This is a genomic window from Mycolicibacterium llatzerense, assembly GCF_000878195.1.
GTDB lineage: Bacteria > Actinomycetota > Actinomycetes > Mycobacteriales > Mycobacteriaceae > Mycobacterium > Mycobacterium llatzerense.
The window spans coordinates 35721-48281 of sequence record NZ_JXST01000035.1 but is presented as its reverse complement, the minus strand read 5'-3'; the positions used below and the strand labels follow the sequence as shown (position 1 = coordinate 48281).

12 protein-coding genes and 1 riboswitch are annotated in these 12561 nt (G+C 67.2%); of the genes, 6 read left to right on the top strand and 6 right to left on the bottom strand.

What is annotated here, in order from left to right; all coding sequences use genetic code 11:
• Window positions 1-7 precede the first annotated feature (7 nt).
• The 3 genes from TL10_RS21925 to TL10_RS21915 all read right to left on the bottom strand — a co-directional run bounded on the left by TL10_RS21925 (window position 8) and on the right by TL10_RS21915 (window position 3723).
• The gene (locus TL10_RS21925; protein WP_110789181.1) at window positions 8-865 is read right to left on the bottom strand and encodes an SDR family NAD(P)-dependent oxidoreductase; all 858 of its coding nucleotides are present in this window, start codon (window positions 863-865) and stop codon (window positions 8-10) included.
• A complete protein-coding gene (locus tag TL10_RS21920; protein WP_043987323.1) occupies window positions 865-1854 on the bottom strand; it encodes an alpha/beta hydrolase in 990 nt (329 codons plus the stop codon). Before TL10_RS21920 ends, TL10_RS21925 begins: the two co-directional genes overlap by 1 nt.
• Window positions 1855-1992: 138 nt before the next feature.
• Window positions 1993-3723, bottom strand: a complete 1731-nt coding sequence (locus tag TL10_RS21915; RefSeq protein WP_043987322.1) for an MFS transporter — start codon at window positions 3721-3723, stop codon at window positions 1993-1995.
• Window positions 3724-3844: 121 nt separating this feature from the next.
• A riboswitch (TPP riboswitch) is annotated at window positions 3845-3959 on the top strand.
• Between TL10_RS21915 and thiC the strand changes: the two genes are divergently transcribed.
• From thiC to TL10_RS21890, 5 genes are all read left to right on the top strand, one after another.
• Window positions 3951-5573 (top strand): phosphomethylpyrimidine synthase ThiC, encoded by a 1623-nt coding sequence (gene thiC, locus TL10_RS21910; protein ID WP_043987321.1) that lies wholly within the window; start codon window positions 3951-3953, stop codon window positions 5571-5573. It overlaps the preceding riboswitch by 9 nt.
• Window positions 5570-6406, top strand: coding sequence for a bifunctional hydroxymethylpyrimidine kinase/phosphomethylpyrimidine kinase (gene thiD / locus TL10_RS21905; RefSeq protein WP_110789178.1), 837 nt, complete (start codon window positions 5570-5572; stop codon window positions 6404-6406). The genes thiC and thiD overlap by 4 nt, the downstream gene beginning before the upstream one ends.
• Window positions 6396-7022, top strand: coding sequence for an alpha/beta hydrolase family protein (locus TL10_RS21900; RefSeq protein ID WP_043987318.1), 627 nt, complete (start codon window positions 6396-6398; stop codon window positions 7020-7022). Before thiD ends, TL10_RS21900 begins: the two co-directional genes overlap by 11 nt.
• Window positions 7023-7036: 14 nt before the next feature.
• Window positions 7037-8524: a flavin-containing monooxygenase gene (locus TL10_RS21895; protein ID WP_043987316.1), complete on the top strand. Its 1488-nt coding sequence runs from the start codon at window positions 7037-7039 to the stop codon at window positions 8522-8524.
• Window positions 8525-8540: 16 nt separating this feature from the next.
• On the top strand, window positions 8541-8819 hold the full coding sequence (locus TL10_RS21890) for a DoxX-related protein (protein WP_082068040.1): 279 nt from the start codon (window positions 8541-8543) through the stop codon (window positions 8817-8819).
• On the opposite strand, the gene TL10_RS21885 is transcribed toward TL10_RS21890, so the two are convergent.
• Together TL10_RS21885 and TL10_RS21880 are read right to left on the bottom strand one after the other, a co-directional pair.
• Window positions 8816-10006, bottom strand: a complete 1191-nt coding sequence (locus tag TL10_RS21885) for an MFS transporter (RefSeq protein WP_043987314.1) — start codon at window positions 10004-10006, stop codon at window positions 8816-8818. The genes TL10_RS21890 and TL10_RS21885 overlap by 4 nt on opposite strands.
• Window positions 10003-10641, bottom strand: a complete 639-nt coding sequence (locus TL10_RS21880) for a GntR family transcriptional regulator (protein ID WP_110789177.1) — start codon at window positions 10639-10641, stop codon at window positions 10003-10005. The genes TL10_RS21885 and TL10_RS21880 overlap by 4 nt, the downstream gene beginning before the upstream one ends.
• 76 nt (window positions 10642-10717) lie before the next feature.
• On the opposite strand from TL10_RS21880, the gene TL10_RS21875 reads away from it, so the two are divergent.
• Window positions 10718-12082 carry a bifunctional lipase/adenylate cyclase LipJ gene (locus TL10_RS21875; RefSeq protein WP_234711515.1) on the top strand — a complete coding sequence of 455 codons (1365 nt, stop codon included), beginning with the start codon at window positions 10718-10720 and terminating at the stop codon, window positions 12080-12082.
• On the opposite strand, the gene TL10_RS31315 is transcribed toward TL10_RS21875, so the two are convergent.
• On the bottom strand, window positions 12076-12486 hold the full coding sequence (locus TL10_RS31315) for a hypothetical protein (RefSeq protein WP_052506499.1): 411 nt from the start codon (window positions 12484-12486) through the stop codon (window positions 12076-12078). The genes TL10_RS21875 and TL10_RS31315 overlap by 7 nt on opposite strands.
• Window positions 12487-12561 lie beyond the last annotated feature (75 nt).

The window sequence follows — 12561 nt, the reverse complement described above, 5'->3', positions numbered from 1 at the left end:
GTTCCTTTCAGTTCTCGGGAAGGATTCGGTTCAGCAGTCCGGCGCCATGGGTGTACAGCGCGGGGAAATGTCGTTTGAGGTGCCAGATGACGTTCGCGTCGAACTGCGGTACCACGTACAGCCTGCCGCCGTCGTGCGCGTCGAGCGTGCGGGCGGCGACGTTGTCGGGCGACAACCCGGTCCATCGCATGAGCTGCTCGGCGAGGTTCGACGATCCTGGCGTGATGCGCCCGTCTCGCGCGACATTCGTCTTCACGAAGGTGGGACACAGCACCGTCACCGCGACGCCTGTGCCGTTCAATTCCGCCGACAACGTTTCGGACAGCGACATGACGCCGGCCTTGGAGACGTTGTAGGCCGCCATCGACGGTGCGGCGGCGAACCCGGCGGCCGAGGCCACGTTGATGATGCCGCCCTTGCCGGCCTCGCGCAGCAGCGGGGTGAAGACCTCACAGCCGTACACCACGCCCCACAGGTTGATGCCGAGTGCCCAGTCCCAGTCCTCGAAGCCGATGTCGCCCACCGGTTTTCCACCGATACCGACGCCGGCGTTGTTGATCACCAGGGTTGGTGCGCCGCCGAAAATCTCCTGCGACTGCTTGGCCAGCAGCTCGATGGCGGTGCGGTCGGCGACGTCGCACTGCACGGCGTGGCCCTTGCCGGTCGGCAGCTGGCCGATCAACGCCACCGTTTCCTGCGCCCGCTCCATGCTGATATCCGCGCAGATGATCTCCCCACCGCGCCGGGCGAGTTCGAGGGCGAATGACCGCCCGATACCGCTGCCGGCGCCGGTGACCACCGCCTTCGCCTTGTCCGAGCGGCGTTGGCCGCGAAAGACATTGAGTATCGCGTCGATGCCGATCATCAGCACACCTCTTCGAGTTCGTCGGATCGCTTGTAGGCATCGGCGATGAAGGCCGCGGCACGGCGCAGTGCCGGTGCGGCTTCGGGCGCCAGACGCGGCAGTGCCTGGAAGACGTGAACCATGCCCGGCCAGACCTCGAGAGTGCTGGCGCCACCGGCCCGGCGCAGTACCGCGTCGAGGTAGCGGGCGTCGGCGCGCAGCATCTCGAAACCACCGACCTGAATCAGCATGGGCGGCAACAGGTCCGCTTTCGCGAAGTCGAGCCGCAGGCGCGGATCGGCCAGGTTCTGCCCCTGGGTGTACAGCCCGACCATGCGCGCGGCCGCGGTGGCCGACATCGCCGGATCGCGGTACGTCGCCTTCTCCTGCTCCATCGCGAGCCCGAGCGTCACGTCGATCAGCGGAGAGAACAGCACCACGCCCGCGGGCCGGAAGTCCGCGTCGCCGGCGTGCGCCAGCAGCATGTCGCAGGTGAGGTGGCCGCCGGCCGAGTCGGCGCCCATGACGATGTCGGAGGCCGCATAGCCTTCCGACAGCAGCCACCGGTAGCCGGCTTCGACGTCCTCGGCCGCGGTCGGGAAGCGGTGCTCGGGGGCCAGTCGGTAGTCCACCACGAACATCGGCAGGCCGGTCGCCTCGGACAAGCGCGCCACCAGCTTGCGGTGGGTACGCGCCGAGCAGATGACATACGCACTGCCGTGCACGTAATAGCCTGCACGGCTGCCGAATTCCACCCCCGGGCCCAGCACCCATTCGCCTCGCATGTCGGGCGTACGAACCGGGATGATCCTGGTGCCGCCGGGCATGGAACCGAAGGTCTCCATGATGGTGGCGATCAGCCCGCGCCCGAACCAGACACCGGGCTGGTTCATGGGGATGACGCTGGTCAGATTGCCCAGGGTCAGGCGGGCCACCGTGGCCGAGAGCGTCGAGCGCAACGTTGCGCGGCTTGGTACCTCGGGCAGCGTTGCCCGGTCAGTTTCCGTCACGCCGACTAGAGCACCACCAACTGTGCCATTTGTCAATGGCACAGTCACGGCCGTCGCCCTGACCAGCGACGAATGGCCACTTAGAGCACGGCTTCTGTCAGATTCCGTGCTCTAAGTGGCCATTCGGCGGTGGGGAAATCAGGCCTCGTTGTCGGCGCCGGGCTCCGTGGCGTAGGTGCCTGGATTGAACATCGACGCCACCGCGCCGAGCAGCATCATGATCGCCGCCGCGCCGAACACCACGGCCAGTCCGGAGTGGAACGGTTCGGTGATCAACTGCGGGAAGAACGACTGGCCGGTCAGCGTGGCGGCGTTGACGCCGGGCTGCTGCAAGGCATGGAACGGGGCCAGCAATTCGCCGATCGGGTTGTAGCCGAGGAAGGCCGCAAACAGGCTGCCCACCGGCGGCAGTTCGGCCACCTGGTGCGCGACGTCAGCCGAAACCCCTTGCTGCTGAAGGCCGCTGGATAGTGCGGACGGCAACGTGTTGGCCAGCCCCACGATCATGAGGGAGAAGAAGATACCGATCGACAGTGAGTTGCCGGCGTTGAAGAACGTCGACCGGACGCCCGATGCCGCGCCCCGCTGCGCGGCCGGCACGCTCGACATGATGGCCGCCGCATTGGGCGCGGTGAAGATGCCGCCGCCGACACCGTTGAGGAACACCAGCAGGGCGAACTGCCAGTAGGCAAAATTGACCGGGATCATCAGCAGGGCAACGAAAGTCGCCGCCATCAGCAGCATGCCGCCGACCGCCAGGGGCCGGGCACCCAGCCGGTCCGAGAGGGTACCGGCGACGGGCGCCGCCACCAGGAAACCGACCGTGGCGGGCAGCAGGTAGATTCCCGCCCAGAGCGGGGTGGACTCGAAGTCGTAGCCGTGCAGTGGCAGCCAGATGCCCTGCAGCCAGATGATCAACATGAACTGCAGCCCACCGCGGCCCACCGACGACATCAGGCCGGCCAGGTTGCCCATGCCGAACGTGGCCGATTTGAACAGCCGCATATCGACCATCGGCGACTCGACCTTGAGCTCGACGACGCAGAACGCGACCAACAGCAGCAAGCCGACGCCGATCGATCCCAGCACCGCGGGGTTGGTCCAGCCCGTCGGCGAATTGCCGTACGGCTGAATGCCATACGTGATGCCGAGCAGCAGCACCGTCAGACCGACGCCGAACGTCGCGGTGCCGGCCCAGTCCATCCGGCCCGGCGTGCGAGAGCCCAATTCATGCAGCGAGCGGTAGCTCCAGATGGTGCCGATGATGCCGATCGGGACGCCGACCCAGAAGACGGCTTTCCACTCCCACTCCGAGAGGAACCCGCCGATCAACAGACCGAGGAACGAACCTGCAACGGCGGCAACCATGTTCACGCCGAGTGCCATGCCGCGCTGGTTGGCGGGGAAGGCGTCGGTGAGGATCGCCGACGACGACGCCATCAGCATGGCGCCACCGATGCCCTGAATCACGCGCCAGGCGATGAGCCACACCGCACCGCCGCCGAGATGGAACGGATCGAATGACAACGCAACCGCAGCGAAGGTGAAGACGACGAAACCGATGTTGTAGATCCGGACCCGGCCGTACATGTCACCGAGGCGGCCGAACGGCACCACCAGCACGGCCGTCACCACGAGGTAGCCCATCAGCATCCACAGCAGGTAGCTGACGTTGCCCGGCGCCAGCGGGTTCAACCCGATGCCCCGGAAGATGGCCGGCAGCGAGATCAGCACGATCGACGCGTTGATCGAGGCCAGCAGGATGCCCAGCGTGGTGTTGGACAGCACCACCCACTTGTAGCGGGGATGGTCGTGGTCCATCTGGACGCGCCGGCGCGCGGTTGCTCTGAGCTCGGTGTCAGTCGTCATCAGTCGGTCTTCGCTCCAATATCAGAAAAACATATGTTAGCTATACAAACGACCTCATGACAATTCGATTCACCGACCAACGACGCAACCTTGCCTTCCTGCGGCGATCGGCTACGGTGAACAACGTCCGCGCGGGAGCGCACACCTTGGTGCGCTGAGAGGACGGCTGTATGGCGCCGTCGACCGTATGAACCTGACCGGGTAATGCCGGCGTAGGGAGTAAGCAGATGACTGCAATTGCTGTATTCAACGACCTTTCTTGCGGCCCGATCCAGGGCAGCACCAAGGTCTACCGGGAGCTTCCCGACGGCGGAAAGGTCCCGTTCCGGCGGGTCAACCTGACCAACGGCGAGCACCTCGACCTGTACGACACCTCGGGTCCGTACACCGACGAGACCGCCACGATCGACCTGGAGAAGGGCCTGCCCGCCCGTCCCGGCGTCGTCAAAGACCGCGGCACCCAGCTGGAGCGCGCCCGCAACGGCGAGATCACCGCCGAGATGGCCTTCATCGCGGTCCGCGAAGGCATGCCCGCCGAGTTGGTGCGCGACGAGGTGGCCCGCGGTCGCGCGGTGATCCCGGCCAACCACAACCACCCCGAGAGCGAGCCGATGATCATCGGCAAGGCGTTCAAGGTCAAGGTCAACGCGAACATCGGCAACTCGGCGGTGACATCGTCGATCACCGAGGAGGTCGACAAGATGGTGTGGGCCACCCGCTGGGGTGCCGACAACATCATGGACCTGTCCACCGGCAAGGACATCCACATGACCCGCGAGTGGATCCTGCGCAACTCGCCCGTCCCGGTCGGCACCGTGCCGATCTACCAGGCGCTGGAGAAGGTCAACGGCGACCCGACGCTGCTGACCTGGGAGCTCTACCGCGACACCGTCATCGAGCAGTGCGAGCAGGGCGTCGACTACATGACGGTGCACGCCGGCGTGCTGCTGCGCTACATCCCGCTGACGGTCAAGCGCGTCACCGGCATCGTCTCGCGCGGCGGCTCGATCATGGCGGCGTGGTGCCTGGCGCACCACCAGGAGTCGTTCCTGTACACGCACTTCGAAGAGCTCTGCGAGATCCTGCGGCGCTACGACGTCACCTTCTCCCTCGGTGACGGCCTGCGCCCCGGCTCGATCGCCGACGCCAACGACGAGGCCCAGTTCGCCGAGCTGACCACCCTTGGCGAGCTCACCAAGATCGCGAAATCCCATGGCGTGCAGGTGATGATCGAGGGCCCGGGCCACGTCCCGATGCACAAGATCGTCGAGAACGTCCGGCTGGAAGAGGAACTCTGCGAGGAGGCCCCGTTCTACACCCTGGGGCCGCTGGCGACGGACATCGCACCGGCGTACGACCACATCACCTCGGCCATCGGCGCGGCGATCATCGCTCAGGCCGGGACCGCGATGCTGTGCTACGTCACCCCGAAGGAACACCTGGGCCTGCCCAACCGCAAGGACGTCAAGGACGGGGTGATCGCGTACAAGATCGCCGCGCACGCCGCTGATCTGGCCAAGGGCCACCCGGGCGCGCAGGACCGCGACAACGCGCTGTCCCAGGCCCGCTTCGAGTTCCGTTGGCACGACCAGTTCGCGCTGTCGCTCGACCCGGACACCGCTCGCGAGTACCACGACGAGACGCTGCCCGCCGAGCCCGCCAAGACCGCGCACTTCTGCTCGATGTGCGGGCCGAAGTTCTGCTCGATGCGCATCACGCAGGACATCCGCGACGCGTACCCGGACGGCGTCGCGCCCGATTACGCGGACGAGATCGCCCAGGGCATGGCCGAGAAATCTCAGGAGTTCGCGGACCGCGGCAACCGGGTGTATCTACCCTTGGCTCCGTGAACTTCCTGCCCTTGACCCCGCCGGGCCAAACGCCCCTGCGGGTGATGACCATCGCCGGCTCGGATTCCGGCGGTGGCGCCGGTATCCAGGCCGACCTGCGTACCTTCGCGATGCTCGGCGTGCACGGCTGCGTCGCCGTCGCGGCGGTGACGGTGCAGAACTCGGTGGGGGTCAAGGGTTTTCACGAGCTGCCGCTGGACATCATCAGCGGGCAGATCACCGCGGTGGTCGACGACATCGGCATCCAGGCCGCCAAGACCGGGATGCTGGCGTCGGCCGAGATCATCGGTGCGGTCGCCGAGACCTGGCAGAGCCTCGACGGTGACACCCCGCTGGTCGTGGACCCGGTGTGCGCGTCGATGCACGGCGACCCGCTGCTGCACCCTAGCGCGCTCAATTCGGTTCGCACCCAGCTGTTTCCGATCGCCACGCTGGTCACGCCGAACCTCGACGAGGTCCGGCTGATCACGGGTATCGACGTGGTGGACCACGCCAGCCAAAAAGATGCCGCCAAGGCCCTGCACGACCTGGGCCCGAAGTGGGCCTTGGTCAAGGGCGGTCATCTGCGGTCCAGCGACCACAGCCCGGACCTGCTGTACGACGGCAGCGAGTTCTACGAGTTCACCACCGAGCGCATCGACACCGGCCATGACCACGGCGCCGGCGACACTCTCGCCGCCTCCACGGCTTGTGCACTGGCACATGGTTTTTCGGTGCCTGACGCGGTGGCATTCGGCAAGAGCTGGGTGACCGAATGCCTGCGGGCGGCCTACCCGTTGGGCCACGGCCACGGTCCGGTGAACGCGCTCTTCCGGTTGAGTCATGGATCTTGACGCCATCGCGGGCGTCGCGCACGAACCCGACGGCACGCCCACAGGTACGGTGCTGCTCACGCACGGTGCGGGCAGTAACCGCGACGCCCCGCTGATCATCCGACTCTGCGATGAGTGGGCGCGCCACGGCTGGCTGGCCATCCGATACGACCTGCCGTACCGCCGTCGCCGCCCGAAAGGCCCGCCGTCGAACTCGGCGGCGTCCGACCAGCAGGGCATCGTCGAGGCCATCGAGCTGGCCCACACCCTGACCGCCGGCCCCGTGATCGCGGGCGGCCATTCCTACGGCGGCCGGATGACCTCGATGGTCGCGGCCGACGGTGCCGATCTGGCCGTCCTCGCCCTGTCCTCCTATCCGCTGCACCCGCCCGGCAAGCCCGAGCGGGCCCGCACCGAGCACCTGCCCCAGATCACGGTCCCGACGGTCTTCACGCACGGCACCGCCGACCCGTTCGGCACCATCGCCGAGCTCACGGCCGCCGCCGCCCTGATCCCCGCGCCCACCGAGATCGTCGAGATCGCCGGCGCCCGCCATGACCTGGGATCCAAGACCCTGGACGTGCCCGCACTGGCGGTTACTAGAGCCATTGGACTCATTACCCGAAGCGGTACCTGAGGTACCGTCTGAATATGACGACGCAGCAGTTCGACGCGGTCATCGTCGGCGCGGGATTCGCCGGTATCGGCGCGGCCATCCAGCTCAAACGCCTCGGGATCGACAATTTCACCATCCTCGAGCGTGAGGACGACCTCGGCGGCACCTGGTACGTCAACCACTACCCGGGCCTCGCAGTCGACGTGCCCACCACCACCTACTCGTACTTCTTCGAGCCCAACCCGAACTGGTCGCGCCTGTTCACCCCGGGCCCGGAGATCAAGCGATACGCCGACGACGTCGCCGCCAAGTACGACGTGCGCCGGCACATCCGGTTCAACGTCGTGGTCGACGGGGCCCGTTGGGACGAGGACGCCTCGCTCTGGCGCATCAACGTCGATGGCGGCGAGACCCTCAGCGCCCGGTACCTGATCACGGCCACCGGCTTCCTGTCTCAGCCGAACATCCCGGCGATTCCGGGCATCGAGACGTTCGCCGGCCGCGTCATCCACACCACCGACTGGGACGACGACTACAACCCGGCGGGCAAGCGCGTCGCGGTCATCGGCACCGGCGCCACCGCGGTGCAGTTGATCCCCGAGCTGGCCAAGACGGCCGCCGACCTGACGGTGTTCCAGCGCACGCCGATCTGGGTGGTGCCCAAGATCGATCCGCGCTTCGGCGCCCGGGCCAAGAAGATGTTCGCCCGATTCCCGTTGACGCAGCGTGTTCTTCGCTGGCTCACCGACTCCATCTATGAGGTCATGGTGTCCGTCGGGGTCCGGCACTACGGCATGTTCCGGGGCCGCTTCAACGTCTCGGCCTCCGACCTGTCGAAGATGCACCGGTTCTTCGTCATCCGCGACAAGGACCTGCGGCGTCGGCTGACCCCGGACTACGACTTCGGTTGCAAGCGGCCGACTTTCAGCAACGGCTACTACCAGGCCTTCAACCGGCCCAACGTGCACCTGCAGGATGCCGGCATCGACCGGGTCGAGGCCGACGGGATCGTCGGCAACGACGGCGTCAAAGTCGAGATCGACACACTCGTGCTCGCCACCGGTTTCGACCTGTGGGAGGCCAACTTCCCCGCGATCGAGGTGATCGGCCGCGAGGGCCGTGATCTCGGAAAGTGGTGGCGCGAAACGCGTTTCCAGGCCTACCAGGGTGTGTCGATGCCGTACTTCCCGAACTACCTGAGCCTGGCCAGCCCGTACGCCTTCCTGGGGTTGAACTTCTTCAACACCATGGAGTACCAGATGCGCTTGATGGACCGGCTTTTCACCGAGGTCAAGGCGCGCGGCGCGACGACGTTCGAGGTCACCGAGGAAGCCAACACGGCGTTCCTGGACCGGATGACCGAACTGCTCGGCGACTCGCTGTTCACCCTCGGCAACTGCGCCGGCGCCCACTCGTACTACTTCAACCCCGCGGGTGAGCCCACGCTGCTGCGTCCGTCGTCCACCGAGACGGCGATCCGCGAAGCGTCCGAATTTCCGTTGAGCGACTACAAGATTTCGTGATCAGAGAGGACCACAGGTGACCAACGCCGCTGAAAGTGCCCCGGGGAAGAAGGGCCTGCTGGCCGGGATCGGATTTGTCCTGGCCGGGCTGGCGCACTTCGTCAAGCCGGAGCTGTTCCAGTCGATCACCGCGACGGCGTTCCCGCAGGACACCGACAAGCACCTCAAGGTCAACGGATCGATCGAGACGGCGCTCGGCGTCGGGCTGATCGTGCCCCAGACCCGCAAGCTGGCGACGGTCGGCGTACTCGGCTACGTCCTCTACCTGGCCGCGAACGTCGCCCGTAACCGCTAGGCGCGAGCCGGCAGGTGCTTGGACCAGCCGGCCGCACAGATCACGGTGCACCCTGCCGCCAGTAGGCCGACCACGGTCAGCATCGCCGGGTAGCTGACGTAGTGGGCCAGTGCGGCCAGCACCGCCGGCAGCAGGAATCCGACGTACGCCAGCGAGTAGTACACGCCGGACACCCCGGCCAGCTCGTGTGGTTTGGCGATGCGCTGAATCTCCAGCAGCCCGGACACGATGGCGATGCCGTAGGCGCTGCCCAGCAGCATCGCCACCAGCACCGCGATGGCCGGTGAACGGGTCACTGCGGTGGCGACCGCGGCGAACACACCCGCCGACATCAGCACCATGGACACCACCACGGCGCGGGCGCTGGAATGGTCGTCGAGGCGCCGGGCGATCGGCTGCACCAGCACGCCGCAGGCCAGGGTCAGCACCGTCAGGCCCGCGGTGTACAGCAGCGCCCAGGAACCGAGGCGATCGGCGACCAACGCCGGCACGATGGCGTACGCGATGGCCGCGGAACCGAACACCCACGGCGCCATCGGGGCCACCACGCGGACGAATCGGCGGTGCGTCGCGGCCGGAACCCGCAACTGGGACAACAGATCTCCGCTGACGCGAGCGCTCCGGGTCTCCACGGTCCGGGTCAGCACCAGCCAGAGCGCCGGTGCGCACAGCGCGGCTTGCACCAGGTAGGTCAGGGTCAACGGCAACGGGGCGAACTGCGCCAGCAGGCCCGAGCACAATGGCCCGATCGCCAGCCCCAGCGACAGCCAGATCGACGCCCGGCGCGCTCCGGCCCCGGCCGCGGCTGTGTCGTACGGCGGCGCGGACAGCTCCGCGATCCAGGTCGAGCCGACGGCCATCGCGACGCCGACGCTCAGCCCACAGAGCAACCGTCCGACGAAAAGTGCTGAGAATCCCCCTAATTCGCCGGTCGCGAGGATCAGGCTGCCCACTGCCGAACTGATCAGCCCGGCAATCATCAACGGGCGGCGGCCGTAGCGATTCGACATCGCCGCGGCGATCAGCAGTCCGGGGATCAGGCCCAGCACGTAGGCGCCCAGCAGGACGTCGACGTCGACCCGGGAGTATCCGGCGCGGTGCACGTATTCGATCAGCATCGGGGTGAACTGGTTTCCGCCCCAACCGATGCAGAAGACGCCGGCGGCGACGGCGAGCCACGGCTTCATCGCAGCACCACCTCGTACGTCGACTCGAGGTGCGCCACCAGGCGGGCATCGAACGCCGCCGCGTCGCGCGCGCCGATGGCGTGGGCCAGCTCGGCGTGTTCGGCGATGAGCCGGTCGACGAGGGTCCGGTCGGCGTGCACGGCGTCGGCCATCATCCGGCGCTGCCGGTCCCCCAGCGAGCCGTAGAACCGCTGCGCGATGCAGTTGCCGGCGGCATCGACGATGTGGCGATGGAAGGCGTCGTCGAGCTCGGCGAAGCGCACCAGGTCGGCGGCGGCACCGCGCTGCTGATCGATCAGCCGGGCGAGTTCTGCGGCCGCGGACTGCGCTGCGGTCTCGGAGCGGCAGAGCCGGCGCACGGCGCTGCCCTCCAGCGCCAGGCGCATCTCGAGCAGGTCGGTGGCCTCCCGCGGCGGGATCGGCACGACGACCGCGCCCCGGCGCGGCAGCAGGTCGAGCAGGTCCTCGGCGGCCAGCCGCAGGAAGGCCTCATGTACCGGGGTGCGGCTCACGCCGAGTTCCGCGGCCACCTCGACCTCGCTGAGCAGCTGCCCGCCTTTGACCGCGCCGACCAGGATCTTGGTCTTGGTGTCCTGGTAGGCGCGCTCGCTGGCGGGCGTCTGCTCGATGGCCATCTGACGACCGTATCAACTTGCATGCAAGGTTGCATACAAGATGCAGTTGAGATCACAGCAGAGCTATTCTGACCTCGTGGCCCTGGTGCCGAGAACTCGCTACGCGTCCCACGGCGACTTGGACATCGCCTACCAGGTGCTGGGCGAAGGCCCGGTCGACATGCTCGTCATGCCGGGCCCCTTCATCCCGATCGACTCGATCGACGACGAGCCGTCGATGTACCGCTTCTTCCGGCGGCTGGCCTCGTTCAGCCGGTTGATCCGGTTCGACCATCGCGGCACGGGGATGTCGTCGCGAATCGGGGCCGACACCATCACCCCGGGCTGCTGGGCGCAGGACGCGCTCGCGGTGATGGACGCCCTCGGTGTCGAACGAGCGACGATCCTCGCGTCGGGCTACAACGCGATGGCCGCGCTCCTGCTCGCCGGCGAGCGGCCGGAACGCGTCGAGAAGCTCGTGATCGTGAACGGCGCGGCGAGGGTGCTGTGGGCACCTGACTACGAGCCCGGTTCACACCAGCGTGGTGCGAGTCCCTTCACCACGGTGGCGCTCCAACCTGACGCCGTCGACCAGGGCTTCGACGTACTGCACCAGGTCGCGCCCTCACTCACGGGCGACCGCGCCTTCCGAGCCTGGTGGGATGCCGCAGGCAACCGCGCGGCGTCACCGAGCATGGCCCGCAGATCGAGTCAGGCGATAGTTGACGGCGACGTTCGCGACAAGCTTCCGTCCATCACCGCACCGACGCTGCTGTTGCACCGCACGGATGCGACGTTCGTTCCGGTCGCCCACGGCCGGTACCTCGCCGAACACATCGCGGGCGCTCGATACGTCGAACTGCCCGGCGAGGACACCCTGTACTGGGTCGGCGACAGCAGTCCCGTCCTCGACGAGATCGAAGAGTTCATCACAGGCGTCCGGGCCGGCGCTGATTCCGAACGTGTGCTCACCACAATCGTTTTCACCGATATCGTCAGCTCGACACAACATGCGGCCACGCTGGGCGACGTCCGCTGGCACTCCCTGCTCGACAACCACGACACCACCATCCGCCATGAGCTCGAGCGCTTCGGCGGCACCGAAGTCAACACCGTCGGCGACGGATTCGTGGCGATCTTCACCAGCCCCAGCGGCGCGATCAACTGCGCCGAGGCGATCGTCGACGCTGTGCTGCCGCTGGGCATCGAAGTGCGGGTGGGCATCCACGCCGGCGAGGTCGAACTGCGAGGCAACAACATCGCCGGCATGGCGGTGCACATCGGCGCCCGCGTCTCGGCCCTCGCCGGACCCAGCGAGGTCCTGGTCTCTTCCACGGTGCGCGAGATCGTCACGGGCTCCCGCCACGGTTTCACCGACCGTGGCGAGTACGAGCTCAAAGGCGTGCCCGGACGGTGGCGGGTGTGCGAACTCGTCCGGGCGACAGCCGTCGTCGCTCAGTGAGAGGGTTGCTGTTGCTGCGGTCCGACGTTGGAACCCCAACGTTCCCGCGTCGGGGTCTGGTAGACGGTCGACGTCTGCACCGACGTCGACGTCTCCGTCGAGGTCTGGACCGACGTCGAGGTCTCGGTCTGCGTCTGGGTGGCGGTCTCGGTGTTGGTCACCGTCTCGGGAGCCGGCGCGGGCGCCTGCTGCTGCCCGCCGCCGTTCCCACCGCCGCCGCCACCACCGCCGCCGTGGTGCTCCTTGGCCGTCGTCGTCGTGGTGGTTGTGGTGCTCGACGGGGTGACCGTGACGGTGGTCGGCGCGTTGTTGCTCTGCGAACCGCAAGCGACGGTCAGCCCGCCCATGGCCAGGATGGTGAGGGTGCCGGCAGCCGCCGACCAACGACGATGGGTGCTTTTCATGGGCACATTACTAACCTGGCAACCTGGCAACCAGACTCTCAGAAAGGGCAATTCCCCTTATGAGCTTGCTGTGAA

Coding starts and splice junctions, on each gene's coding strand:
- TL10_RS21915 (WP_043987322.1), bottom strand. CDS start 3,723: ATGACGACTGACACCGAGCTCAGAGCAACCGCGCGCCGGCGCGTCCAG.
- TL10_RS21885 (WP_043987314.1), bottom strand. CDS start 10,006: ATGAAGCCGTGGCTCGCCGTCGCCGCCGGCGTCTTCTGCATCGGTTGG.
- TL10_RS21900 (WP_043987318.1), top strand. CDS start 6,396: ATGGATCTTGACGCCATCGCGGGCGTCGCGCACGAACCCGACGGCACG.
- TL10_RS21925 (WP_110789181.1), bottom strand. CDS start 865: ATGATCGGCATCGACGCGATACTCAATGTCTTTCGCGGCCAACGCCGC.
- TL10_RS31315 (WP_052506499.1), bottom strand. CDS start 12,486: ATGAAAAGCACCCATCGTCGTTGGTCGGCGGCTGCCGGCACCCTCACC.
- TL10_RS21880 (WP_110789177.1), bottom strand. CDS start 10,641: ATGGCCATCGAGCAGACGCCCGCCAGCGAGCGCGCCTACCAGGACACC.
- TL10_RS21895 (WP_043987316.1), top strand. CDS start 7,037: ATGACGACGCAGCAGTTCGACGCGGTCATCGTCGGCGCGGGATTCGCC.
- thiC (WP_043987321.1), top strand. CDS start 3,951: ATGACTGCAATTGCTGTATTCAACGACCTTTCTTGCGGCCCGATCCAG.